Origin of the sequence: Arsenicibacter rosenii (assembly GCF_001870735.1) — a bacterium.
In the GTDB taxonomy this organism is placed as follows: domain Bacteria; phylum Bacteroidota; class Bacteroidia; order Cytophagales; family Spirosomataceae; genus Arsenicibacter; species Arsenicibacter rosenii.
This window is the reverse complement of the sequence record NZ_MORL01000010.1, coordinates 1-25,555: the sequence shown is the minus strand read 5'-3', so window position 1 is coordinate 25,555 and position 25,555 is coordinate 1. Positions and strand designations below refer to the sequence as shown.

Below are 25,555 nucleotides of genomic sequence, written 5' to 3'. Positions count from 1 at the left end.
TGCAGAGGGCGCAAATACTGCTTGCTGAATGGCCAACAAGATTTTTTTAAAATCAGTTTGCGATCAGACTAACGCCCGACATTTCGGCTGGCTGCGGAATACCCATCAGTTGCAGCACGGTTGGTGCAATATCGGCGAGCTTACCGTCCTTCAAGGTTGGATGATAATCGCCGGCCACCAGAATGCACGGCACCAGGTTCGTCGTATGCGCGGTGTTCGGTGAACCGTCGTCGTTGATCACATAATCTGCATTACCGTGGTCGGCGATGATGATCGACGCGTAGCCATGGGCCAAAGCGGCGGTGACTACGGCTTCTACACACTGATCGACGGTCTCAACTGCCTTCACCACGGCATCGAACACGCCGGTGTGGCCCACCATATCGGGATTGGCAAAGTTCAGACAGATAAAATCAGCGCTTTCCTTCTCCAGCTCCGGCACAATGGCGTCGCGGATGTCAAATGCACTCATTTCCGGCTTCTGGTCGTAGGTCTTTACCGGAATGGTAACAGATTCACCCTGTTCGTTGATGATCACCATTTCTTTCGGCGACGGGCACAACAGGCGTCTTTCGCCGGTAAACGGCTCTTCGCGGCCACCAGAGAAGAAAAACGTAACGTGCGGGTATTTCTCCGTTTCAGCAATCCGGATCTGTGTGCGGCCTGCTTCGGCAACCACTTCACCCAGCGTTTTATTCAGGTTGTCCTTGTCATAAATAACATGGACCCCGGTAAAGTCGCTGTCGTAATTAGTCATTGTCACGTAATACAGGTTCAGCTTGTGCATGTCCTGCTCAGGGAAATCGCGTTGCGTCAGCGCCTGCGTAATTTCACGGCCACGGTCGGTCCGGAAGTTAAAGCACATGACCACATCGCCCTCTTCAATCACCGCTACCGGTGACCCGTCGGGCTTAACGGCAACAATTGGCTTGATAAACTCATCAGTAATATCAGCGTCGTAACAGGCTTCAACAGCGTGTAACAGCTCATTGGCCCGTACTTTTTGTCCGACTCCTTTTACCATCACATCGTATGCCTGCTTCACGCGCTCCCAGCGGTTATCGCGGTCCATGGCGTAGAAACGGCCGACAATGCTGGCAATCGTCCCTGTGGTTTTGTTGAGATGATCCTGTAAATCAGTCAGGAAACCCAGCCCGCTTTTCGGGTCGGTATCCCGCCCGTCGGTGAAGGCATGGATGAACACGTCGCGCAGTCCTTCGGCATGTGCAATCGAAGTCAGGCCTTTCAGGTGCTCAATGTGCGAGTGTACGCCCCCATCCGATACCAGCCCGATAAAGTGTACTTTCTTGCCGGTCGTTTTTGCATAAGCCAGTGCATCGGCCAGCACCGCTTCCTTACCCAGTGTTTGTTCTTCTACTGCCTTATTGATTTTTACCAGATCCTGATAGACAATCCGGCCGGCACCGAGGTTCATGTGCCCTACTTCCGAGTTGCCCATCTGTCCCGCCGGCAGACCTACCGCCAGCCCGGAGGCTTCCAGGCGGCTGTGTGCGCAGGTGGTCCAGATTTTATCGTAAAAAGGTGTTTTAGCAGCAGCAATGGCCGAACGATCGGCCTGAACGGTCATTCCCCAACCGTCCATGATGATGAGAATAACTTTCTTATTCATAAAGTAATAGAGTGATCGAATGACAGAGTAATTACCGGATTGAACACCGTGACGGTTCAGGCCCTCAATCAGGTAGTCCGGCTATCATTCAACAATGTAAGATTATGATGATGAGCCAGATAGGCCAGCAATTGCCGGCAGCAACGCAAGACAATCTGATAAACCTGCTCGAAGGCTTCGGGGCCTTCGTAATACGGGTCGGGCACACTGGCTTCATCACTGACAACAGGATCGAACTCACGCAGCAGGAAAATATTATCCTCACTGATTAAACCGACACTACGATGGCTGAGTTTCAGAATAGCGTCGAAATTCGCTTCGTCCATAGCCACTACATACTGGAAGTTGGCCAGATCTTCGCCAATCATACGCCGTGCACGGTGCGTTAGTTTCAGGCCGTGCCCCAGCGCATTCTCGCGGGTCCGGCGGTCGGGAAGCTCGCCGACATGATACGCCGCCGTACCGGCCGAATCGCACTGAATCTGACCGGCCAGGCCCTGTTCGGCTACCAGCTGGCGAAAAACGCCTTCCGCAACCGGCGAACGGCAGATATTTCCCAGACAGACGAATAGAACGTTAATCATGCTAAAAAAAGAAAGAGTGGAAGTACCGCACCGGCGCTCCCACTCTCTTTATTTTTCAATCGGTTCGTTATGCTCATCGACGATGACATATACCGTCTCCGTCGGTTTTTTCATCAGGTACTTTTCACGGGCGTATTTTTCCCGGAGCTGATCGGTTCCCAGCACCTCGCGCCGGGCTTTCTGTACCTCTTTGATCTTATCCTGATAGTATGCTTCTTCGTTCTGAAGTTTATGGAGCGTCCACCAGTTCCGGAACTGCGAGCGCAGATCGTTAGGATCCAGTATTACCATCCATAAAAACAGACCGACGCCCGTAGCGACGTAAAAATTGCGAAGCGAGCGAAGAATCCGTTTGAACATACGTCTGTTGTCGTTTGATAGCACTAAAGCCGGACCAGCTTCCGGATAACATCCGACCGGCAAACAACCCACAGGCTGCGGGTACGTTACCGGCCGGATAACCCTATATCGCTGACTACCTAGAATTTCAGACCGGGGAAGTAAGCCACTTCACCCAGTTCTTCTTCGATACGAAGCAATTGGTTGTATTTCGCCATCCGGTCTGAACGGGAAGCCGAACCGGTTTTGATCTGGCCGGTGTTCAATGCCACGGCAAGGTCAGCGATGGTTGCGTCTTCTGTTTCACCCGAACGGTGCGACATGATGTTTTTGTATGAGTTACGTTTCGCCAGGTTCACGGTGTCGATTGTTTCTGACAGCGAACCGATCTGGTTTACCTTCACCAGAACCGCGTTAGCGATACCAGCGTCGATACCTTGCTGCAGGCGGGTTACGTTCGTTACAAACAAGTCGTCGCCAACCAGCTGAACGCCTTTGCCTTTCAGCGCCTCTGTGTGTGCTTTCCAGCCCGCCCAGTCGTCTTCGGCCATACCGTCTTCGATCGACAGGATCGGGTATTTTGCACACCAGTCAGCCCAGTAGCCGGCCATTTCAGACGAAGTCAGCTTATCACCGGTTGATTTTTTGAAGTGGTAGATGCCTTCTTCGGCATTGTAGAACTCCGACGTAGCTGCATCCATTGCGATCCAGATGTCTTCGCCCGGACGGTAGCCCGCCTTCTCGATAGCTTCCAGAATCGTTTTAATGGCTTCTTCGTTCGACGTGATGTTCGGGGCAAAACCGCCTTCGTCACCAACGTTTGTTGATAAGCCTTTGCTTTTCAATACTTTCTTCAGTGTATGGAACACTTCTGTTCCCATCCGCAGAGCTTCTGAGAAGCTTGGTGCGTTGGCCGGCATAACCATGAACTCCTGGAAGTCGATTGAGTTATCGGCGTGTGAACCACCGTTCAGGATGTTCATCATCGGAACAGGCAATGTATTGGCATTTACGCCACCGATATAGCGGTACAAGGGCAGACCGGCTTCCTGAGCAGCCGCCTTCGCCAGTGCCAGCGATACACCCAGAATAGCATTGGCACCTAACCGGCCTTTGTTTGGCGTACCGTCCAGTTCCAGCATGATCTTGTCGATCATACCTTGCTCAAATACCGAGATGCCAACCAGCTCAGGGGCGATCAATTCGTTCACGTTTGATACGGCCTTCAATACGCCTTTACCAACGTATACTTTCGAGTCATCATCGCGAAGTTCAACTGCTTCGTGCGTTCCGGTTGACGCGCCTGATGGCACAGCGGCACGGCCTAAAAAGCCATGTTCAGTACGGATGTCAACTTCTACGGTTGGGTTACCTCGCGAGTCCAGAATTTGTCTGGCATGAATGCTCTGAATGGTACTCATTGCGTCTGCTTGTAATTGGTTAAATTTCGATAACAGGGTTACGTAGCCATTACCGCCCTGTTCATATTCAGGAATTTATCCGGTTTTTTCACGGATTATTCTTAAATCATAGGTAGTTACGCGGTTTTGGCCGTACAAAGTAAAGGATTTTTTTCGGGATGCACGGCGGCTGTTACTGATTCGGGTTGTTGGGACGGGCTGAACCGACAAATCTGTTTGTATTTAGTCGTTATCCGGCTTATCAGCAACGGATTCACCGGCGCTGACCGGGTAAATTCCGGCCATCGGGTTGTTTTATGCCTACCAACTCTTTCCGATTCCATGATGTTGCTAAACCGCCTTCTCTGCGCTGCCCTGCTGGCCACTGTACTCACTGCAACAGCAGCTACAGCACAGACACAACCTGCTACCACCAACCCAACCAGCATCCGCGTTGAGCTGAACAAACCAGCCGGAACCCTCCAGCCGGTCTGGGCATGGTTTGGTTATGATGAGCCGAATTATACCTACATGAAGGACGGTAAAAAGCTCCTGACCGAAATAGCGAACCTCAGTAAGGTTCCGGTATACGTACGGGCCCACAGCCTGCTGGTTACCGGCGACGGAGAAGCGGCGCTGAAATGGGGCTCAACCAATGCCTATACCGAAGACGCCAACGGCCAGCCGGTCTATAACTGGACAATCGTCGACCGGATTTTTGATACCTACATCGAGCGGGGCATGAAGCCAGTCGCCCAGATCGGGTTTATGCCCGAAGCCATGTCTGTTAAACCGCAGCCCTACCGCCATCACTGGAAACCGGGCGACAATTACAACGACATTTATACAGGCTGGGCCTACCCGCCTAAAGACTATCAGAAATGGGCCGAACTGGTTTACCAATGGGTTAAACACTCCATTGACCGTTACGGCCGGAAAGAAGTTGAGTCGTGGTACTGGGAGCTCTGGAACGAGCCTAATATCGGCTATTGGAAAGGCACTACCGACGAATACATCAAGCTATATGACTACACGGCTGACGCCGTAAAACGCGCCCTGCCAACGGCGAAAATCGGTGGTCCGGAGGTTACCGGTCCGGGCTGGTCCGAATCGGCTAAGTTCCTGAAAGCTTTCCTGGATCACGTCGTCAGCGGCAAAAACTACGCGACCGGCAAGACCGGGTCTCCCCTTGATTTTATTACATTTCACGCCAAGGGAGCGCCGAAGGTGGTCAACGGTATTGTACAAATGAACATGGGCACGCAACTCCGCGACATCGACAAGGGCTTCGAGATTGTGGCCTCCTACCCCAAACTAAAACACCTGCCGATCATCATCGGGGAATCCGATCCGGAGGGATGTGCGGCCTGCTCGGAAGACCTTCACCCGCAGAATGCGTACCGCAACGGCACGATGTATTCGAGTTATACGGCGGCTTCGTTTGCCCGTAAATACGACCTGGCAAATGCCCGCGGGGTGAACCTGCTGGGGGCCGTCACCTGGGCTTTTGAGTTTGAAAACCAGGCCTGGTTCAGGGGCTTCCGGGATCTGGCAACCAACGGTGTGGATAAACCGGTGCTGAATGTGTTCCGGATGTTCGGCATGATGCCAGCCAACCGCGTACAGGTCAATAACGATCTGGCTTACAATTACCTGCGGGTACGGGATCAGAGTGTGCGGGCAGAAGCAGACATCAATGCGCTCGCCAGTAAAGACGACCGCAAAGCAGCGGTTATGGTCTGGCACTACCACGATGATAACCTGCTGACCCCTGCCGCACAGGTTGACCTGTCGGTAAACGGCCTGCCGGACGGGCGCGTGCTGGTCCATCACTACCGGATTGATCAGGAACACAGCAACGCCTACGAACGCTGGAAAAAAATGGGATCGCCGAAAGCGCCGACAGCCGAACAGATTACCGAACTGGAAAAAGCCGGTGAACTGGCCCTGTTAGAGGCCCCGGTCTGGCATACGGTCACTAAAGGGACATTGCCTTTATCCTTCAACCTACCCCGTCAGGGAGTATCGCTGATTACGGTCAGCTGGCCCTAGCCGCCGGACAGTCATAAACCTGAGTCTGAGACAAGTGCAATTTTCAGGAAAAGTCATGGTTTTTTCGTAACTTTACAGCTTACCAAAAAGCTAAAAGAGAGGCTTTCGGCTCTGCATGATTGCTTATTTAGACGGAAAACTGGCGTACAAGGAAGCTACGTACGCGATCATTGATGTACAGGGGGTAGGCTACGAGATTCATATCTCTCTGCAAACCTATTCGACCCTGCCGGGCGGAGGAGATCGGGTAAAGTTATTTATTCATCATTTGTTTCGGGAAGACTCACAATCGCTGTATGGCTTTGCTACGGCCGATGAGAAAGCCTTGTTTCTCGACCTGATCAGCGTATCAGGCGTAGGCCCGAATACAGCACTGACGGCTTTGTCTGCGTTTTCACCATCCGACCTGCGGCTGGCCATTCTGGCCGAAAATGTAGGCATGGTACAATCCATAAAAGGCATTGGGGCCAAAACAGCCCAGCGGATTATTCTTGAACTCAAAGACAAGATGAAAAAGCTGGGTGTTGTGCCGGACGTACCTACCTACCGGCAAGGACAGGGTGCCAATCCGGTCCGGGAAGAAGCCCTGGCCGCTCTTATGGCCCTCGGACTGGCGCGGCTAATGGCCGAACGCAACGTCGATGCGGTTCTGAAAGCCGCTAACGGCCAGACGGTTACTGTCGAGGATCTGATCCGGCAGGCATTACGCTAATCCGCAGGCAGTGTGCAGGCCACGCAGGCTATGCCGGCAACGCGTATACACACCGGCCTTTATCAACCAAAAATTTTCCCCCAAACAGACGATTGGCACGCTATTCGCCGTTTGAAGTAAAGACAACTTGGGAAACTCTATATCGTTCGTAGTACTACCAGATTCAGCAGATTCAAAATGGTGAACCTATCCACCGTTCACAGGTTACCTTTCCCGGCCAATAACGTCCTTTTAAGGGCATTGTCGGGGCGATATTGGCCGCGTTTTACGACGTTGGCGCTGTTAAGCACCGTCGTCTTTACAGTTTCAATATCCGTTAGCCTGGCGCAACAAACACCTTCCCGTCGGGGCGGAAGCAATCGCCGGCCGGCAACGTCTGATACAACAAAGCGTCAGACACCGCCAAAAAGCACGTCATCCGTCAACGCACAACGCGTGGAGGCTGCCCGGCTGGCCCAGGAGCGGGCCGACAGTATCCGTGCCCTGCGTAACGCAAACCGGCGGCCAACCGTAAACTGGCCGGACCGGTACGCAACCCGTTTTTCGGAACGCCCTCCGCGTTCGCCCTATATTCTCCGTGACCCGAAGGGTGTCTCAACCGAATTCAGACTCGATCCGAATGGCCAGATGGGCGTTTATGAGCGCGTCCGTCCGGGCGTATCCCTTTCGTCGCCTTCGACGCCGTCACCGAATACACCCATTACAACGCCGCCGAACAATAACCGCGTAGCCACCGCTCCGCCGACACCAGGCGTCAACACAGAACAGAACGGTCTGTATTTGCGTCCGGCCGAAACCATTCCGTATGCGACCTACAACCGCCTGCAAAATGCACGCGCGCAGGAATCGCTGCTACGGGAATACAGTGCCCGGCAGGATGGTAAAAGTGCCCTCAGTGGCCGGGGTCTGATACCTAAACTAGAATTACCGCCAATTGTTGACCGGATTTTCGGCGGCAACCAGGTCGACTTCAAACCAAATGGCTTTGTTACCCTTGATTTCGGGTACCTGCATCAGTTTATCGACAACCCGGTACTGCCTGTTCAGTTCCGGCGGACCGGTAACTTTATTTTCAACGAGCAGATTAACATCAACTTCAACGGAAAGATCGGGGAGCGGCTCGGCGTCATGGCCAATTATGATACCAAGTCAAGCTTTAACTTCGAAAATGCGCTGAAGGTCAATTATAAACCGCAAGGTCTTTTACCGAACCTGCCCAATATGCCGAACGGGCTGAACGGCTTAAATAAACCTGGTCTGCCAGGAATGCCCGGCATGCCGGGGATGAATTCATCCGGATTAAGTCAGCCGGGGATGCCGGGTATCCCTGATTTTACGCCGACAAACGAAAGCATCATTCAGGGCCTGGAAGCCGGTAATATCAACTGGAACATCAACAGTCAGCTGATTCCGGGCGTGCAGAACCTGTTCGGGGCCAAGGCACAGCTCCGGTTTGGCCGCTTAATGGCCACGCTGGTTGCCTCACAACAGCGTTCGAAAAAGCAGGAAATTACCCTGCGTAACGGTTCTGTCGGCAAACAATATGAAATCCGTGCTGATCAGTACGACGAAAACCGGCACTTCTTCCTGTCGCAGTATTTCCGCGATCAATACGAACGCTCACTGCGATACATCCCGCAAATTACCTCAGGGGTAACCATTACGCGGGTGGAAGTTTATGTGACCAACCGTACCAACACTACCGAAAGCTTGCGGAACATCGCCGGTTTCTCCGATCTGGGTGAGGGCAGCAAATTCAACAACCCGACTAACAGCAACCTGCAACCTGTTCGCGCAGGCGCACCGGTCAACAACGGTACCAACGCCTTGTATGAAAAATTGCGCACAACAAACCAGCTACGCCAGGTCGATCAGACATCCAATATAGTAGAATCGTCGTTTGGCATGCAGAAAGGCCGTGATTATGACCTGTTGCGCGGCGCCAAACGCCTGACCGACCGTGAATACAAATTCCATCCGCAGCTGGGATATATCTCGCTCTTAACGCCTCTTCGTAACGACGAGGTGCTGGCCGTTTCGTACGAATATACTTACCAGGGCCAACGCTATCAGGTAGGTGAGCTTACCGAAAACTACCAGAACCGGAAAGACGATGAGGTACTGGTGTTAAAGCTGCTGAAATCGGCGACGATCCGGAACAACCTGCAGCTGCCGATGTGGGATCTGATGATGAAAAACATCTATTCCCTCAACACCACGCAGATTACAAAGCAGAACTTCCAGCTCCGGCTGATTTACAAGGATGATATCACCGGCATGGATGTACCCAACCTTCAGGAAGGGGAAAACCTGCGCAACCGTCCGTTAGTCCAGGTCTTCAACATGGACGTCCTGAACCAGATGCAGGACCGGCAGCCCGACGGCAACTTCGATTATGTCGAAGATGTTACGATAGACCCACGCTATGGGCGGGTCATTTTCCCGGTACTGGAGCCTTTCGGGTCATATCTTTCAGGCAAATTCCTCCCCTCAGAAGAAGACCTGAAGGCGAAATATGTCTTCAACGAACTGTACCGGAAGACCCTGGCCGATGCCCAGCAGCTGCCAGATAAAAACAAGTTTTTTATTCGTGGTAGTTTCCAGTCTTCAACCGGTCAGGTCGTCCAGTTACCATTCGGGGTTAAGGCCGCCTCTGTGCAGGTTATCGCCGGTAACGTACCACTCTCTCCCGGGCAGGACTATCAGTTTGATGAATCATCCGGATCGTTGCGGCTGATGAATGACGGCGTCTTGAACTCCGGCCGCGAGGTAAAAATTTCGTATGAGTTGCCGGATATGTTCCAGAACCAGATCCGGACCCTGGTCGGTACTCACCTCGATTATGCCCTGAGTCCTGATGTTACCTTCGGCCTGACGGCCATGAAGATGAAGGAGACGCCGGCCGGCTTCCTGACGCGGGTGGCTATCGGCAACGAGCCGGTAAACAACACCATGCTCGGGGTAAGCGCCAACATCCGGAAAAATTCAGCCGCACTGACCCGGTTCATGGACTGGCTGCCTTTTATCCAGACCAAGGAAATGTCGAATATCCAGTTCCAGGGGGAGGTAGCCCAGCTGATTCCGGGCGTGGCACCGCGGGTAAACAACAACTCGTTTATCGACGATTTTGAAGCCACGCGGACGATTTTTGACCTGACGCGCCAGCCAACCCGCTGGCGTCTGGGCTCGACACCGCAGCAGTTCCCGCAGGGTACGCCGAACGACCCGCTGCCTTATGCCTATAACCGCGCGCGTATTTCGGTGTATACCGTCGACCAGACGATTTATAACGAAAACGCTAACATCGGGGACGCGAGCGTAAACCTGACGGAGGTTGAGAAACGGAACTTTTACGAACGATACTATTTACCGACTACACTCTTCCCGGGGCGTTCAGTACCAACTGTTCAGCAACCGGCCAACGTACTGGATGTAGCCTATATCCCGGAAGAGCGGGGTATGTACAACTACAACCGCGATCTGACTTTTGACGGTAAGCTGAAAAACCCGCGTCAGAACTTCGGGGCCATCATGCGCGCCGTAACGTCGGACAACGATTTCGACAATGTCAACGTTGAGAACCTGACCTTCTGGATGCTGGACCCATTCATCGAAGGGCAGGACGGGGTTGTCCGGGCCTATCCGGATAACACCAAAAACAAAAACAACACGACCGGCGGTAAACTCATATTCAACCTCGGCGACGTATCGGAAGATGTCATCAAAGACAGCCGCTACAACTTTGAGAACGGTTTGCCGATCAGCGACGATCCAAACGACCGGAACAACCTGGCCGGCGTTGACTCAACGGCATGGGGTAAGGTAACCCGTCAGCAGTTTGTGACCAATGCCTTCACCAACCAGGCGGGGGCACGCGAACGGCAGGATGTTGGTCTCGACGGCTTAGGCAACGCCGCCGAGCGGGCTTATTTCAAAGACTTTATTGATGCCGTCCGCCAGCGCGTTACCGACCCGGCCGCTCTGAGCGCGATCCTGAATGATCCGTCGAACGATGATTTCCAGTTTTACCTGGGTGCAGAAGCGAATCAGGCGAAATACATCGTCAGCCGCTACAAAAAGTACATGGGTATGGAGAACAACTCTCCTGAAAACAGTGCGACCGATCAGTTGCTGACTCCTGCCAACAATAACCTGCCGGACATTGAAGACCTTAATACCGATAACACCATCAACGACAACGAAGCGTATTACGAGTATGAAATTGACCTCCGGAAAGGCGGGTTAGAGGTCGGGAAAGGTTACATTACCGATAAAGTTGTCACCGACGGTGCCACCTGGTACCAGTTCCGGATTCCGGTGCGGGAGTTTCTGCGGAAAATAGGCAGCATCAACGGTTTCAAATCCATTCGTTTCATGCGGATGTACCTGACCGACTTTGCCGAACCGGTAGTGCTGCGGTTTGCTCAGCTACAGCTGGAAGCCAACCAGTACCGGAAATATACCGGCGATCTGAACCAGCGCGGCCTGCAGGAAGTACCGGAGCCGTACGATGCTCAGTTTAAGGTAACGACCGTAAACATCGAAGAAAACAGCCAGGGAACATCAGATCCGGCCAGCCCGAAATATACCTATGTCGTACCGCCGGGCTTCCAGCGTGACCGTGACTATACCAATATCGCGAACGTAGAGCTGAACGAACAATCAATGGCCATGTCGGTAAAAAACCTGCGGGACGGTGACTCACGGGGTGCCTTTAAAATCACCAACCTGAATTTGCTGTTCCGTCAGCGCCTGAAGATGTTTATCCACATGCACGGCGAAGACGGCAATGGAACGGCAGCCGATGGTCAGGTTTCGGCTTTTATCCGCGTTGGTACGGATTACCTCAATAACTATTACGAAATTGAAGTTCCCAGACTGAAAGTGACGCCAGCCAATGCGCAGGCTGATACAGAAATCTGGCCGTCTGAAAACGAACTGGATGTCGACTTAAAAGCCCTGGTCAATGCTAAGGCAGAACGGGACAAATTGACCGGCCGGACGTCAGGCCTTCCTTATACGACTGTTTATACGAATACAGACAAAGGAAAAGATTATCCGATTACCGTCGTCGGAAACCCGGATTTAAGTTCGGTACAGACCATCATGATTGGGGTGAGAAATCCCAAATCGCCGGACGAGTTGCCGAAAACATTTACCATCTGGGTAAATGAACTCCGTACCAATGGCTATGACCAGACAGGCGGTACAGCAGCCGTTGGCACACTGAATGCCAAACTGGCCGATTTTGCCACGGTACAGGCGTCCGGGAAACTCTCGACCTTTGGGTTTGGCGGAGTTCAGACCAAAATCGGCGACCGGTCTCAGGAAACGTCGATGGAGTTTGGCATTTCTTCGTCAATCGCGGTGGATAAACTATTCCCGCAGGACTGGGGGCTGCGGATTCCGATGTATGTCAACTATGACATGCGCCGCATCATTCCACATTTTAATCCGCTTGATCCGGATATGCCACTGGAACAGGCCCTGTCGACGCTGCCGGAGTCAGAGCGTGATGCTTACCGCCGCATGGTTGAAGATAACAACTACCGGAAAGGCATCAACCTGTCGAACGTACGGAAGGTCAAAACCAGTACCAATGCGAAAAGTCATTTCTATGATATTGAGAATTTCTCGTTCAATTACGCATTCAACGAAGGACGCCGGCAGAACATCCTGATGCAGGAGTATTTCCAGCGGCAATATCGCGGCGGCTTTGCCTATAATTTTACGCCAAGACCCGTATCATGGGAGCCCTTCAAGAATGTACCAGGTCTGGAACGTAAGTACCTGTTCTGGCTGAAAGACCTCAACCTGTCTTTGCTGCCAACAGTTGTTTCATTCCGCACGGATCTGGACCGGAGTTTCATCAAAACCCAGTACCGCAGTTCTGATCTGACGACAAATGGTGTATCGCCCCAGTTTGAAAAATACTTCCTGTTCAACCGGTATTACGACCTGAGCTGGGCCCTGACAAAAAGCATCAACATCACCTATAAAGCCCAGGCGAATGCCATTGTTGATGAGCCATACGGCGAAATTAACACGGAGGTTAAACGCGACTCGATGCTGCGCAGCCTGAAACAATTGGGGCGTCTGAAGAATTTCCAGCAGGAAATCCGGACTACCTATCGTTTGCCACTGGATAAGCTACCGCTTACAGACTGGATGTCTGCCGATGTTACCTACAATATCGGCTATCAGTTCCAGGCAAACTCCTACGCTCTGGCCGATTCTGCCGGAAACCTGTTTGGTAACATCGTCCGTAATAACCGTGAACGGGGAATTTCAGGCCGTGTCGACCTGGTCCGTCTCTATAACAAGCTACGCTATCTGCGTTTTGCCAATACGCCATCGCCGGTCCGGAAAAATTTCTCCCGCAGCCCGGGGGATGATGAAGAAATCCAGCGTTCGGAGAGCAAGCTGCTGAAGAGTGCGACACGGCTGTTGATGACCATCCGTGGTATCAACTACTCGTATACAATTCAGGAGTCGACCCTGTTACCAGGATTTCTGCCCACTCCGCGTTTCTTTGGTATGGCCGAAGGCAGTTTAGCCCCCGGTCTGCCTTTTGTATTAGGCTCGCAGGACCGGAATATTCAGTATAAGGCCGCTGACCGTGGCTGGATTTCGAAAAGTACAGAGCAAAACACCGCTTTCCAGCAAACAATCGGCAAACGTTTCTCGGCCAGTACCAACCTGGAACCGTTTAAGGATTTCCGGATGACGATCAACATGAACCTGACGCGTACAGACAGCTACGAAGAACGGTTCAGGCCGGGTGCCAACGGGCAGTACGAAAGCCAGAGTCCGGTTCGTAACGGTCAGTTCAGCATGTCGTTCTGGTCATTCAGAACGGCTTTTGATCCCATCCGGAAAGACAACTCATCGCCGATTTTCGAGCGGTTTGAAGGCTTCCGTGAGATCATCCTGAACCGGTTAAAACAATTGAATCCGAGTGCCGGTGAATACAACAAAAATTCGCAGGATGTGTTGATTCCGGCATTCTTTGCGGCCTACAGCGGTCAGAGCCCGATGAAAACCAGCACATCGCCGTTCTATAACTTCCCGCTGCCTAACTGGCGGGTTGATTATAATGGTCTGTCGAATCTGGCTCCGTTTAAGAAAGTGTTCAGTTCGTTTGTACTGGCCCACAGTTATACCTCGACATACAGCGTCGGTAATTATATCTCATCGCTGGACTACGGTGCACAATACGTAAACCTGGCAGTTATGGGCTACAACCTAGCCAATCAGGTTAACCTCGACGGGCAATACATCCCGATCTTTGTGATGAGTACCATTACGATGTCTGAAAAATTTGCTCCGCTGATCGGTATTCAGTTCCAGACAAAGAACAGGATTACCGGTGGTCTGGAGTATAACAAGAGCCGCGACGTGGCGCTGAACCTGTCAAACTCGCAGGTGGCTGATCTGAACAACCAGGACATCACAGCCCGGATCGGCTTTACACGCAGTAATTTCCGGGTACCGTTCAAAATTAACGGAGGCTACAAACGACTGAAAAATGACCTGACCTTCTCGTGTAACCTGACCTTCCGGGATACCCGGGCAATTCAGCGGAAACTGGATGCCGAGCACATCATTACGTCGGGTAACATCAATTTCCAGCTGCGTCCGCAGGTGAGTTATGTAGTCAACAAACGGCTGAATCTGAACTTCTATTTCGACCGGACGTTTAACAACCCGCTCGTGTCGAACTCGTTTATCCGGGCCACAACGGCCGGCGGGGTTCAGGTACGCTTCAATCTGGCCGAATAACGAAACCGATAATAAATAAAAAAAGCCCGGACGCCTATCCGGGCTTTTTTTATGGTCGGCAGGCTACACAAACACATCGTCAGGAGCCGTATAAACTTTCTCCGGATATCCGTGAATAACCGTAAAATCGTTGGGGTTAATGCGCCGTGTCCGTGCCCGGTAGTCCATAGTGGAGCCTGGCCAGAGGGCGGTATTACTACCCTGTTTATCCATGTACCAGCTCCGGCACCCCGAAGCCCAGACCGTCGGCGAAAACCGCTGCTGAAGCGATGCCTGGTACTGCTGCTGGACCTCCGGCCTGACATCCAGCGCGGCGTCCGGACCACATCGGTCCAGAAACCGTATGTAATCCAGTACATAGTTTATCTGCGACTCAATCACGTGAATGATTGAATTATGCCCAAGGCCGGTATTAGGGCCCACTAGCAACAGCAGATTCGGGTATCCGGAAAAAGCCATACCATGCAGGGATGACACCCCGTCAGAGACCCAGTCCTGGATAAGGGTACGGCCGTTCCGCCCGATAAAAGGCATGGAAAACAGTCCGCCTGCCAGTTGAAAACCGGTGCTATAAATAATGACATCGGCAGGGTATTCCTGTCCGTCCTGCGTTTTAACCGAATCAGCCGTTATGGCGGCGATACGCTCTGTCACCAGTGACACATTGGGTCGGGTGAGTGCCGGATAGTAGTCGTTCGAGAAAAGCACCCGCTTACAGCCCAGTACATAGTCCGGGGTCAGCTGCCGGCGAAGCGCCGGATCGGCAATCTGACGGTGCAGGTGGCGAAGTGCGCGCCACGTTCCGATGCGGTTCAGGGTCTTGTGCCCCCAGAAACTCAGGCCCTGCCCTTCGTTTACCCAGTAAATGCTTTCGCGAAGAATCCGCTGGACTACCGGCAGTGTACGCAGTACGGACTGCATAAACCGGGGAACCGGGCCGTCAAGCCGTGGCATTACATACGGAGCTGTTCGCTGAAAAACCCGCAGTTCACCGGCCACTTTGGCGACCTCCGGCACCAGTTGGACCGCACTGGCCCCTGTTCCGATTACGGCCACCCGTTTGCCGCGCAGATCACACGCATGATCCCAGCGGGCCGAGTGGAAAGCAGTTCCCTGAAAAGCCTCCATCCCGTTTATTTTGGGGAATGCGGGCTTATCAAGCGCGCCGATTGCACTGATAACGACACGGGCAGTTATTACCTCCCCTCGCTGCGTTGTCAGTGTCCAGTGTCCGTGAGCTTCCGAAAAAACCGCCTTAACGACAGATGTCTGAAAACGGAGATGTGGTTGCAGATCATAGCTGGCCACACAATCGTTCAGATACGCCAGAATCTCGGCCTGCCCCGCATAAACCCGCGACCAGGCCGCGCTCGGCGCAAATGAAAAGGAGTATAAATACGAGGGGATATCACAACCGCAGCCGGGATAGGTATTTTCGCGCCAGGTACCGCCAATCGACGCCGCCCGTTCCAGCACGACAAAGGAGTGATGGCCTTCACTTTTCAGCCGAATGGCAGCCCCTATCCCCGCAAAGCCCGCCCCGATCACTGCCACATCAATAGTTGTCTTCATACGTTGTACTCAAAAAACGTATCAAAAGTACAACGATGGCGCAAAGGGTGAAAGACAGAACGAGCGAAAGAGGGTAACGGCCTTAATGATGGCCCTTAGCGTTTTGACTTATGCCTTTATGATCACTCACATCCATGAGCAACCGGCAGAACAACCCGTACCCATCGGCAACCATTAAATATTATTCTTCCAGAAATGCCAGATCTTTAGCGTAGGTTTCTTCAATATTCCTTAGCGACCAGAACGTAAACAGGTAAACCGCAGCCCCTACTATACCGGCACTCACCAGCGCACCGAAGGATGGTTTTAACCACTGAAAAATAAACGTCATCGGAATTACCATGCCCCGCACCAGACTAGGCACCGAGGTAGTGGCTGTTGCCCGCAGGTTTGTGCCGTATTGCTCAGCGACCATGGTCAGGTACATGGCAATATAGCCGGTACAGAAGCCGGCACACAGACAAACCGTATAGACCGCCGCCGGTGTTTTTAAGCCGCCAAACAGAAAGACACCGCAGAACAGCATATTCCCGGTTAACATGTAGATAACGGTCCGCCGCCGTGAGCGTAACCATTGGCTGGCTGGCCCGGATAACAGGTCGCCAACGGCCATACCCAGATAAATCATTGATACACACTGACCGGGAACAACATTTTCGGCAATGCCCATAGCCTGCCCGAACTCATTGGCAAATGTTGCCAGAATCCCGACCAGAAACCAGGTAGGAACACCAACGGCCACACAACGAAGGTATTTGATTGCTTTAGGCCAGCTGGTAAAGAAGGCGAGAAAATTTCCGCGTCCGACATGCTTTTGTTCTTTCTTTAAGTGATCAAATAGTCCTGACTCAAATACACTGACCCGGAGCAATAACAGCAACAACCCCATGCCCCCACCGACAAAAAACGCAGTCTGCCAGCTGAACAGCGCCTGGGTCAGAAACGCGACACCCGCCCCCAGATACCCGATTCCTGCCACAATGCCCGAACCATAGCCACGGATTTCTTTTGGTAAGATCTCAGAGACCAACACCATGGCGGCTCCGATTTCGCCGGAAAGACCTACACCGGCAATAAACCGCATCAGGGCATAATAGTCGACAATCGGCATAAACGTTACATAGGGTATAAAACCGCAGGCAATGTTTGCCAGTGAATAGGTAACGATACTGCCGAACAATACCGACATACGGCCTTTTTTATCGCCTAATATACCCCACAGAATTCCTCCGATGACAAGACCCGTCTGCTGCCAGTTCAGAATAAAGGTTCCTGCTTCTGATATCCCTTTTTCGTCGAACCCCAGCCCTTTCAGACTAGGCACGCGGACAATACTAAAAATAAGCATGTCGTATACGTCGACAAAAAAACCAAGGGCAGAGACGATGACGGCAAGCGAAAAAAGCGGGCGGAAAGATACCGGTTTTGTTTCGGTAACAGCAGATTCCATAGGATGTTTTTCAGGGTTTAGTACCCGAAATTGCTCAGGATTTTTGGTTAATAAAAGAAAGCAATCCGGGACAATCCAGCTGAGTCTAAATAATCCGGCATTATGTTTACAATTACCCTCATAAGTTAACTTACATACGTGATAGCATCTTAATTTTTTTATGCACAATTACTTGGTAGCGCAATCCAATAGAATTACTTTTACCGTATAGTAACTTTTTTAACCCGTAATTTACTGTAAACCTATATGATAAAACCACTACTCCGTATCCTTGTACTCGCAGGATGCCTACTACCTGGATTGGTGTATAGCCAATCGGCACAAACCGCAGCAGACTACTTCAACGAAGGTGTCCAGAAAATTAACGCAAAAGACTATGCGGGCGCGTTACAGGCATTTACCACCGCCATTATTCTCAATCCTGAAAATGCGCCAAGTTATTATAACCGCGCACTCGCCAAAATCAGTTTGAATGACGTTCAGGGAGCGATTAAAGACCTTGATCAAACCATCGAACTCAATCCACAGGACGCCAATGCGTATTTGTACCGTGGTATTAACCGGACCAAGCTGGACGACTTCCGGGGGGCCATGCAGGACTTTAACCGCGCTATTGACCTGAATCCGAATGATGCCATGCTGTATTACCACCGTGGTATTTGCCGGGCTCAGATTAACTACTACGCAAGTGCCCTGAACGATTTAAATAAAGCCATCACGTTAAACCCGAATGACGTAAATATCCTGACGGCACGCGGTAACGTAAAAAGCCAGACCAACGACTTCAAAGGTGCTTTAGCCGACTATACGCTGGCACTTGAGAAATCGCCGAACAAATCGGCAGCGCTGGCCGGCCGTGGCTATTCACGGTACAAACTGGACGATCCGAAAGGAGCACTGGCTGACTTTGGCCGCGCCATCGAAATCAGCCCGAACGACCCTGAATTATTCTACCGCCGCGGGCTGGCCAAAACCCGCCTGACGGATTTTGAAGGTGCCCTGGCCGATTTTGACAAAACCATCCAGCTTGACCCATCGCACTTCCGTGCCTTCTTTAGCCGTGGCTTCTGCCGCAGCCGCCTGGGCAGCAACAAACAGGCTATCGGCGATATCGACAAATCGATTGAAATGGGAAACACCCAGATTCAGACAAAAGCATACTATAGTGATTTCATTACGGCCAACCTGTTGCCGATCCTGAACAACCTGATGCAAGACCGTTACCGGTTAATTAACGAACTTCAGGACGACCGGTCGGATGCATTTATGATGCGTGGTTTACTGAAAAACGCTCAGGGAGAAGGTAAAGCCGCCCTGGCCGATATGAACCGTGCGATCGAACTGAACCCGTCAAATTCAGAATCGTATTTTATCCGCAGCGTTATCCGGTCTTCACTGGGCGATCAGAAAGGGGCCATTATTGACTGCAACAGCGCTACGCGGCTGAACGTACGTCATGCTGAAGCATACTATCTGCGGGGTATTATCCGCTTCGATACCGGCGATGAGCAAGCCGGTTGTGCTGACCTGAGCCGCGCGGGTGAGCTTGGCTTCGTGCAGGCCTATAAAGTGATCGGTGAAAAATGTAACCGGGTAACCGCACAGCGCTAATCCGGACAAACCCCATAAAAAAAGCGGTCAGGCTAAGCTAGCCTGACCGCTTTTTTTATGCATAGGGACTTAATGATCAGCCGCCTTAAAAACGGGAATCTGGGCCACAAGAATGCCAAGCACTGTCCCGACGGCATCGGCTATACCATCGTAGAGATCAAACGAGCGTTTAAGCACCGGAAAAGCGCCCTGAAATACCTCGATACCCATGCCATAGATAATACCGGCGATGAGCACCCAGGTAACGCTCCGCCCGGCCCGTAGCCACAGCCAGGCAAAAAGTGCAAAAATACCGAGGTGTTCAACTTTATCGAAATTATCGACACTTGGCATACCGTTGCCGGGCCAGGCGCATCCGATAAACATAATGACTGTCCACAGAATAGCCAGACGCCAGAAGTTTTTACGGGTAATAAGCTGGTTCAGAACATCCATAACGTGAGATCAGGCCGATAACCGGCGTACTGTCAGCCACAGAAAAAAGGCCGTCAGGCTCAGTAAATACACCACATTGCGCGAATCGATAAGACCACGACCCAACGCGCGGTACTGCTCATCGAGCGCAAAGTAAGCAAGATAATAGGCCAGGCTACCCAGTATGTCAAGACCGGCAACCGCACTAAGGCCGATATAGAGTAAAAAACAAACAAATACGCCCAGGACAAAGGCAACAACCTGATTGTCGTTCAACGAAGAAGCCCACAATCCGATTGACACGAATACACCGCTAAGCAGCAGCAAGCCGATGTAGGAGCCACTCACAGCCGCCGAATCGATGTTTCCGGCCGGATTACCCAGCTGATAGAGCGAATAATAATACAGCAGCGTCGGCAGCAAAATAACGGCTACCAGCAACCAGCTGGCCAGAAACTTCCCCCCCACAACGCCCCAGCGGCTTACGGGCTTGGTCAGAAGCCATTCGAGCGTCCCGGCCCGCACTTCTTCTGCGATGGACCGCATCGTAATGGCAGGAACCAGAAACAGCATCACATACGGCGTCAGGTTGAAAAACGTACCCATGTCAGCATATCCGTACTCCGGCAGACTGGTATCCGGAAACACCCAGAGTAACAACCCTAACGCCGTCAGGAAAACCGCCATGATGATGTAGGCGATGGGTGAGCTGAAAAATTGATTAACTTCTTTACGAAAAACAGCAAACATGCAGCATTAACGAATTTAAAGAGCCGGTTATGCGAATCACCCTGCCTTTTTGCACATCAATAACCCGTACGGGCGACCCCACGTGGTCGCCCAATCAATATCACGTGGTCGCCCAACCAATATACCGTACGGGCGACCCCACGTGGTCGCCCAATCAATAACCCGTACGGGCGGCCCCATGTGATGTGGTTGCCCAATCAATAACCCGTGCGGGCGACCACGGGTCTATCAATCGGGCGACCACGTGGGGTCGCCCCTACTCGAATACCGGCTTATTTTTACGCAGGATGGCCGCAATCACCAGCGCGAAAATAACGCTCATAACAATCATTCCGATGATGCCGAAAATAAACAGAAAGCCGGGTGACTGAAACTTCTCCATCATCCCAATCTGGGCATCAATCGTGGCATCCGGAATGTTTTTGGCTTCCAGGTCTTCGCGGACACGGTCGACCATACGCCCCATTACTTCTGTATCGATCACCGTCGTATAAAATACCGAAAAGGCACTTGACAGCAGCCCCGACACGCCGCCGATCAATGCACTCAGGCCAAGGCCTTCGCCATAGCTCATAAACCCGTTATTGGCCGACCGGAAATCACGCATTGCCATCACCAGAACAGCAATGATCAGAATGTATGACAGCGAGGACAGGCCGGCATTGCCCATCTGATCGGTCATATACAGGGCCGTCGAAAACAAGATCTGGCCAACAGCCAGTATAACGCCCCATTTAAGGGCAAAACGGGCAGAGGATACTTTTTCTTCCATGTCTGTAGTTGCATTTCCCGCTGAAGCGGAGGTTTAGTTTGTTAAATATACAAATAGTATACACCATTCATACCCTTATTGCTATTCCAGAACACTATAATCCTGCTTACGGAAAATCAGAGAAATGACCAGAACCGGTAATACGGCCAGCGCAGTTTTCTTAAACAGTTCGTCGTAAATCAGATCCCCCTCCTGAATGCGGCTGATATTGGCCAGCATTGTCTTAAACTGATCCGCGCCCAACTGCCGGACAATGTCTTTTTCGCCTTCCAGCACCAGCGCCCGCGAGTTATCCAGAAACTGCTGAAAAACAGCAGGATCAATCTGTGTCACAAAAAAATAAATCCCCCAGCCGGTTACCAGAGCCCCGATGGTATTGATCAGATAACAGATGGAAATACCCTCCCACAAATGCAGACGGCCTTTGCCAATGTGCTTGCGGTAATACCAGACGGTCGCGGTCATGGTGATGATATGAATGCCGAAATCCAGCGATTTATGGTTGCCCAGCGGCGGAATGCCGAGGCCGTATAACGCCAGAAAATAAACAAAGCACAGCACACCGGTCAGTACACCAACCAGCAGCGGAATTTTCAGCAGCGGATGGTTAAAATAGGCGATCACATTTTTCATAAAAATTGTTTGTTGCAAACAGTTAGATGCCGGCGTTCTGCACAAACTGTCCTTTATTGATAATACCAAGTACTGCGCCCGTCAGTGTTTTACCCAGAAACGGAGAGTTTTTTGACTTCGACAGCGTCTGCGCAAACGTCCAGGACCGTTCCGGATTAAAGATCGTTAAGGTCGCAGCTTGGCCCTGATCAATGGTTACCGGCAGTAACCGCAGAATCTGCCGTGGGCGGACCGACAGTTTATGCACAATCTGACCGAGTGATAGACCCTGATTATGGCTTACCAGCGCCCCAAACAGGGTTTCCAGTCCGGTAATTCCGAAATCGGCGAGGTCGAACTCAATATTTTTACTTTCGTCGTCCTGTGGATTGTGGTCAGACACAATGGTATCAATAGTGCCGTCGGCGAGCCCGTACCAAAGCGCCTGCACATCGGCCTTTGACCGGAACGGCGGATCAACTTTCAGGTTGGTATCAAAAGTGGCCAGGGCCGAGTCATCAAAAACAAGCTGGTGCACGGCCACATCGCAGCTTACGGGCAACCCCTGCGCCTTCGCCCGCCGGATCAGTTCGACTGACCGTGCCGACGAGATTGTCGAGAAGTGGAGCACAGGTGCCGAAACAGGGTCTTTGCCAAGGGCATAATCCAGCAACCGCAGATCGCGGTCAACGATCAGTTCCTCAGCCAGTGCCGGAAGCCCTTTGAGCCCCAGCAACGTACTTTGCACACCCTCGTGCATCTGCCCGAAGCGCGTCAGCATCTTTTCTTCCGGCCGGTTCATCAGCAACCCGTTGAATGGTTTCAGGTATTGCAGGGTTTTCACCAGCAGATCGGCATTCTGAAGCGGGTGGTCGCCATCAGAGAACGCCACGGCTCCGGCATGATGCAGGTCGATCATATCGGTAAAGTCCTCTCCTTTCGCTCCTTTGGTAATGGCGGCAATGGGGTATACCGTTACAGGATGCCCTTCGGTCATTCGCCGGATATAGCCCAGGGTACTTTTGTTATCTACCGCAGGCAGGGTGTTTGGCAGCAGGGCAATGTCGGTAAACCCACCGGCCGCCGCTACAACACAGACACTGTCGAGGTCTTCCTTATGCTCAAAACCCGGATCTTTACCGGCAACCCGCAGATCAACCCAGCCGGGCGATACATGCAGGTTTTCGTGTTCGATCACACGGATATTTTCACTGGCCGTCAGGTTTTCGCCGATTTGCCGGATCAGGCCGTTTTCAAGTAAAAGGTCGGTCACCTGCCCGTCGAAAGGCGACTGCGGATCAACGATGCGGGCAGAACGAAGAAGAATTTGCATAGATATGGGTTGTCACTCCTTCCGACAGGAATGTCAATTCTAAAAAAAAGGCCCCTATCGGAGCCTTTGACACTATCTTTATAACTCGTTATTTACCAATCAGCTCCTGATAGGCTTCTGCCGATAACAGGTCGTCTTTCTGAGCGTCGTCAGCGAGTTTAACCCGAATGATCCAACCCCCTTCGTAAGGTTCTGTGTTTACCAGTTCCGGAGCGCCGTCGAGTTCAGGATTTACCTCAAGCACTTCACCGGCAACCGGAAGGAACAAGTCAGATACTGTTTTTACGGCCTCAACCGTACCGAAAACATCACCTTTGCCCAATACCTCGCCAATTGTATTGATATCCACATACACGATATCGCCCAGCTCGTGCTGTGCAAAATCAGTAATACCAATTACAGCTGTGCCATCGGCATCAAACCGAATCCACTCGTGGTCCGGTGTGTAAAAAAGTTCTGCGGGGAAGTTCATTCGTTTATTGATTAGGTATGCAAAATACGGAAGGCTCTGTGGGATTTGCAACCTTTTTTACAGCAGGCGGGGGTTTGACAGGGATGTTTTTTGACAGCATAACCGCACAGGCAGGCTAATCGTAAACCGGCAACCTGTTTATCGTCCCGTTTATGGCAGCCGCCTATGTCCGAAATTCGGGCAGTCCTCTCAAAAAAATGTTCACGCTGTCAATAAAAACAGTAAACTAGTGGCTTGTAAGTTACTGACCCTATGCAAACCCAACTCGATACCGACACAACCCGTTCGTTCCGTGCGTTGTTCAGCCTGCCCGTTATTGTGGCTGCGCTGGGCTACTTTGTGGATGTTTATGACCTGCTGCTTTTCAATATTGTACGCGTCCCCAGCCTGAAAGACCTTGCGCTCGACGAAAAGTCAATTTCCATCATCGGCGGAAAAATTTACAATTATCAGCAGGCCGGTCTGCTGCTTGGCGGCATTCTGTGGGGCATTCTGGGGGATAAGCGCGGCCGGTTGTCGGTCCTCTTCGGCTCTATCATTACCTACTCGCTGGCCAACATCGCCTGTGGTTTCGTCAAAAGCCCCGATATGTATGCCTGGCTCCGGTTCGTAGCCGGTCTGGGCCTCGCGGGCGAGCTGGGAGCGGGCATTACGCTCGTCAGCGAAGTGCTGCCCAAACACCTGCGCGGTTACGGCACCTCACTGGTGGCCGGGATTGGTCTGCTCGGGGCAGTGGTTGCTTTTTTTACGGTACAGGGCTCTGACTGGCGGACAGCTTATTTCATCGGCGGCGGACTCGGTCTGGGGCTGCTGCTGCTCCGGCTCGGCGTACTGGAGTCAGGCATGTTTGTCAAAATTCAGCAGGACCGGATCAAACGCGGGAGCTTTGCTGCTTTTTTCACTAGCCGCCACCGCCTCGTCCGTTACCTGCTATGTATGGGCATTGCCGTACCGACCTACTATGTCATCGGCATTCTGGCCACCTTTGGCAACGAATTTGGCGCAGCCATGGGGATCACCGATATTCAGGCAGGCCGCTGCATTCTGTTTACCTACATCGGCGTGGTGGTCGGTGACCTCATCAGCGGGCCGTTCAGCCATTACCTGCATTCGCGCCGGAAAGCAATCGGTATCATGACCGGACTAACCATGCTTTTTGTGGGTATCTACCTCTACGGCGGCATCTCGTCGGCCAATACATTTTATATGGTGTGCTCGGGTATGGGTTTTGCCATTGGCTACATTGCCCTTTTCCTGACGGTTACGGCGGAGAATTTCGGCACAAACCTTCGGGCCACAGCCACTACGTCTGTCGCCAACAATGTGCGCGCCACTACTCTGCTGAGTATTCCGGCTTTTCAGGCGCTGAAAGCATCGGTCGGGGTCATCAGCGCGGGGGCCATTGTTGGTCTGGTCTGCTTCGCCATCGGCCTCTGGTCGATCTATAACATAGACGAAACCTTCGGCAAAGAACTGGAATATACCGAGTAGTGCTGTTCATACAGCACAGGTGCCGTTTGTCCTTTATTCCGGCCGCTCATCACCGAATGCAACGTTGGGGTCAGTTGTTGTCATCTTTAGCATGTAAACAACAAAAAACTGAACTCTCAATGAAAACGTTACGTCAATCTTTCGGCAAGGCCCTGCTGGTGGCCACATGTGTAGCTGTATCATCATGGGCTAATGCGCAGGCAAAAGCCTCCACTGAAACCTATTACGAAGCGAAGCCTGAACAGAATCTGGCTTTGGCCATGTATCCGGCATCCGACCCTTCCAAACTCTGGATGGTTGTCGAAAAGGGAATCCCTGCCAAACGGTTGACCATGCGTATCATGGACAGCAAGCAGAAAGTCGTTTACGAAAGCGATATCTACTCAAAGAAGACGACTTTCCGCCAGCGTTTTGACCTGAGCGAACTTGCCGACGGGTTATACACCTTCCAGATTTCCGACGGCAAACAAATTCAGGAACGCAGCTTTAAGTTAGCGACGCCGGGCATCACCGAAACGCTGCCGCAACGAAACATCACAATGAATTAGATTTAATCCAAGTTGCGAGATAGTTAATCTT

Annotated in this window: 18 protein-coding genes; 6 read left to right on the top strand and 12 right to left on the bottom strand. The window is 52.0% G+C overall.

The window, feature by feature from the left end:
• Positions 1–52: 52 nt before the first annotated feature.
• The 4 genes from gpmI to eno form a co-directional block, all read right to left on the bottom strand.
• Complete coding sequence (gpmI, locus tag BLX24_RS18125; RefSeq protein WP_071504606.1) at positions 53–1,630, bottom strand: 2,3-bisphosphoglycerate-independent phosphoglycerate mutase; 1,578 nt, start codon at positions 1,628–1,630, stop codon at positions 53–55.
• 68 nt (positions 1,631–1,698) lie between these two features.
• A complete protein-coding gene (locus BLX24_RS18120) occupies positions 1,699–2,214 on the bottom strand; it encodes a low molecular weight protein-tyrosine-phosphatase (RefSeq protein WP_071504605.1) in 516 nt (171 codons plus the stop codon).
• A 48-nt stretch (positions 2,215–2,262) separates the two neighbouring features.
• The gene (locus BLX24_RS18115) at positions 2,263–2,574 is read right to left on the bottom strand and encodes an FtsB family cell division protein (RefSeq protein WP_071504604.1); all 312 of its coding nucleotides are present in this window, start codon (positions 2,572–2,574) and stop codon (positions 2,263–2,265) included.
• 119 nt (positions 2,575–2,693) lie between these two features.
• Positions 2,694–3,974: a phosphopyruvate hydratase gene (gene eno / locus BLX24_RS18110; protein ID WP_071504603.1), complete on the bottom strand. Its 1,281-nt coding sequence runs from the start codon at positions 3,972–3,974 to the stop codon at positions 2,694–2,696.
• A 321-nt stretch (positions 3,975–4,295) separates the two neighbouring features.
• On the opposite strand from eno, the gene BLX24_RS18105 reads away from it, so the two are divergent.
• The 3 genes from BLX24_RS18105 to sov all read left to right on the top strand — a co-directional run bounded on the left by BLX24_RS18105 (position 4,296) and on the right by sov (position 14,499).
• Positions 4,296–6,005 carry a GH39 family glycosyl hydrolase gene (locus BLX24_RS18105; protein WP_071504602.1) on the top strand — a complete coding sequence of 570 codons (1,710 nt, stop codon included), beginning with the start codon at positions 4,296–4,298 and terminating at the stop codon, positions 6,003–6,005.
• A 115-nt stretch (positions 6,006–6,120) separates the two neighbouring features.
• Positions 6,121–6,717 carry a Holliday junction branch migration protein RuvA gene (gene ruvA, locus BLX24_RS18100; RefSeq protein ID WP_071504601.1) on the top strand — a complete coding sequence of 199 codons (597 nt, stop codon included), beginning with the start codon at positions 6,121–6,123 and terminating at the stop codon, positions 6,715–6,717.
• A 177-nt stretch (positions 6,718–6,894) separates the two neighbouring features.
• The gene (gene sov / locus BLX24_RS18095) at positions 6,895–14,499 is read left to right on the top strand and encodes a T9SS outer membrane translocon Sov/SprA (RefSeq protein ID WP_071504600.1); all 7,605 of its coding nucleotides are present in this window, start codon (positions 6,895–6,897) and stop codon (positions 14,497–14,499) included.
• Positions 14,500–14,562: 63 nt separating this feature from the next.
• Here sov and BLX24_RS18090 read toward each other — a convergent pair whose 3' ends face one another.
• Positions 14,563–16,071 (bottom strand): flavin-containing monooxygenase, encoded by a 1,509-nt coding sequence (locus tag BLX24_RS18090; protein WP_071504599.1) that lies wholly within the window; start codon positions 16,069–16,071, stop codon positions 14,563–14,565.
• A 181-nt stretch (positions 16,072–16,252) separates the two neighbouring features.
• A complete protein-coding gene (locus BLX24_RS18085; RefSeq protein ID WP_071504598.1) occupies positions 16,253–17,521 on the bottom strand; it encodes an MFS transporter in 1,269 nt (422 codons plus the stop codon).
• A 246-nt stretch (positions 17,522–17,767) separates the two neighbouring features.
• On the opposite strand from BLX24_RS18085, the gene BLX24_RS18080 reads away from it, so the two are divergent.
• Positions 17,768–19,132: a tetratricopeptide repeat protein gene (locus BLX24_RS18080; RefSeq protein ID WP_071504597.1), complete on the top strand. Its 1,365-nt coding sequence runs from the start codon at positions 17,768–17,770 to the stop codon at positions 19,130–19,132.
• A 69-nt stretch (positions 19,133–19,201) separates the two neighbouring features.
• On the opposite strand, the gene BLX24_RS18075 is transcribed toward BLX24_RS18080, so the two are convergent.
• The 6 genes from BLX24_RS18075 to gcvH all read right to left on the bottom strand — a co-directional run bounded on the left by BLX24_RS18075 (position 19,202) and on the right by gcvH (position 23,485).
• Positions 19,202–19,567 (bottom strand): VanZ family protein, encoded by a 366-nt coding sequence (locus tag BLX24_RS18075; protein ID WP_071504596.1) that lies wholly within the window; start codon positions 19,565–19,567, stop codon positions 19,202–19,204.
• A gap of 9 nt (positions 19,568–19,576) precedes the next feature.
• Positions 19,577–20,296: a gliding motility-associated ABC transporter permease subunit GldF gene (gldF, locus tag BLX24_RS18070; protein ID WP_071504595.1), complete on the bottom strand. Its 720-nt coding sequence runs from the start codon at positions 20,294–20,296 to the stop codon at positions 19,577–19,579.
• Between the two features lie 256 nt (positions 20,297–20,552).
• Positions 20,553–21,068, bottom strand: a complete 516-nt coding sequence (locus tag BLX24_RS18065; RefSeq protein ID WP_071504594.1) for a DUF4199 domain-containing protein — start codon at positions 21,066–21,068, stop codon at positions 20,553–20,555.
• An 81-nt stretch (positions 21,069–21,149) separates the two neighbouring features.
• Complete coding sequence (locus BLX24_RS18060; protein WP_071504593.1) at positions 21,150–21,701, bottom strand: DUF4199 domain-containing protein; 552 nt, start codon at positions 21,699–21,701, stop codon at positions 21,150–21,152.
• 22 nt (positions 21,702–21,723) lie between these two features.
• Positions 21,724–23,013 carry a dihydroorotase gene (locus BLX24_RS18055; protein ID WP_071504592.1) on the bottom strand — a complete coding sequence of 430 codons (1,290 nt, stop codon included), beginning with the start codon at positions 23,011–23,013 and terminating at the stop codon, positions 21,724–21,726.
• 88 nt (positions 23,014–23,101) lie between these two features.
• The gene (gene gcvH / locus BLX24_RS18050; protein WP_071504591.1) at positions 23,102–23,485 is read right to left on the bottom strand and encodes a glycine cleavage system protein GcvH; all 384 of its coding nucleotides are present in this window, start codon (positions 23,483–23,485) and stop codon (positions 23,102–23,104) included.
• A 252-nt stretch (positions 23,486–23,737) separates the two neighbouring features.
• Between gcvH and BLX24_RS18045 the strand changes: the two genes are divergently transcribed.
• Entirely contained in the window at positions 23,738–24,976 is a 1,239-nt protein-coding gene (locus tag BLX24_RS18045) for an MFS transporter (RefSeq protein ID WP_071504590.1), read from the top strand.
• A 119-nt stretch (positions 24,977–25,095) separates the two neighbouring features.
• On the top strand, positions 25,096–25,524 hold the full coding sequence (locus BLX24_RS18040; protein ID WP_071504589.1) for a T9SS type A sorting domain-containing protein: 429 nt from the start codon (positions 25,096–25,098) through the stop codon (positions 25,522–25,524).
• Positions 25,525–25,555 lie beyond the last annotated feature (31 nt).

Coding starts and splice junctions, on each gene's coding strand:
- gpmI (WP_071504606.1), bottom strand. CDS start 1,630: ATGAATAAGAAAGTTATTCTCATCATCATGGACGGTTGGGGAATGACC.
- eno (WP_071504603.1), bottom strand. CDS start 3,974: ATGAGTACCATTCAGAGCATTCATGCCAGACAAATTCTGGACTCGCGA.
- BLX24_RS18090 (WP_071504599.1), bottom strand. CDS start 16,071: ATGAAGACAACTATTGATGTGGCAGTGATCGGGGCGGGCTTTGCGGGG.
- BLX24_RS18080 (WP_071504597.1), top strand. CDS start 17,768: ATGATAAAACCACTACTCCGTATCCTTGTACTCGCAGGATGCCTACTA.
- BLX24_RS18045 (WP_071504590.1), top strand. CDS start 23,738: ATGCAAACCCAACTCGATACCGACACAACCCGTTCGTTCCGTGCGTTG.
- BLX24_RS18075 (WP_071504596.1), bottom strand. CDS start 19,567: ATGGATGTTCTGAACCAGCTTATTACCCGTAAAAACTTCTGGCGTCTG.
- BLX24_RS18055 (WP_071504592.1), bottom strand. CDS start 23,013: ATGCAAATTCTTCTTCGTTCTGCCCGCATCGTTGATCCGCAGTCGCCT.
- gcvH (WP_071504591.1), bottom strand. CDS start 23,485: ATGAACTTCCCCGCAGAACTTTTTTACACACCGGACCACGAGTGGATT.
- BLX24_RS18120 (WP_071504605.1), bottom strand. CDS start 2,214: ATGATTAACGTTCTATTCGTCTGTCTGGGAAATATCTGCCGTTCGCCG.
- BLX24_RS18105 (WP_071504602.1), top strand. CDS start 4,296: ATGATGTTGCTAAACCGCCTTCTCTGCGCTGCCCTGCTGGCCACTGTA.
- BLX24_RS18040 (WP_071504589.1), top strand. CDS start 25,096: ATGAAAACGTTACGTCAATCTTTCGGCAAGGCCCTGCTGGTGGCCACA.
- ruvA (WP_071504601.1), top strand. CDS start 6,121: ATGATTGCTTATTTAGACGGAAAACTGGCGTACAAGGAAGCTACGTAC.
- BLX24_RS18065 (WP_071504594.1), bottom strand. CDS start 21,068: ATGGAAGAAAAAGTATCCTCTGCCCGTTTTGCCCTTAAATGGGGCGTT.
- gldF (WP_071504595.1), bottom strand. CDS start 20,296: ATGTTTGCTGTTTTTCGTAAAGAAGTTAATCAATTTTTCAGCTCACCC.
- BLX24_RS18060 (WP_071504593.1), bottom strand. CDS start 21,701: ATGAAAAATGTGATCGCCTATTTTAACCATCCGCTGCTGAAAATTCCG.
- sov (WP_071504600.1), top strand. CDS start 6,895: ATGGTGAACCTATCCACCGTTCACAGGTTACCTTTCCCGGCCAATAAC.
- BLX24_RS18115 (WP_071504604.1), bottom strand. CDS start 2,574: ATGTTCAAACGGATTCTTCGCTCGCTTCGCAATTTTTACGTCGCTACG.
- BLX24_RS18085 (WP_071504598.1), bottom strand. CDS start 17,521: ATGGAATCTGCTGTTACCGAAACAAAACCGGTATCTTTCCGCCCGCTT.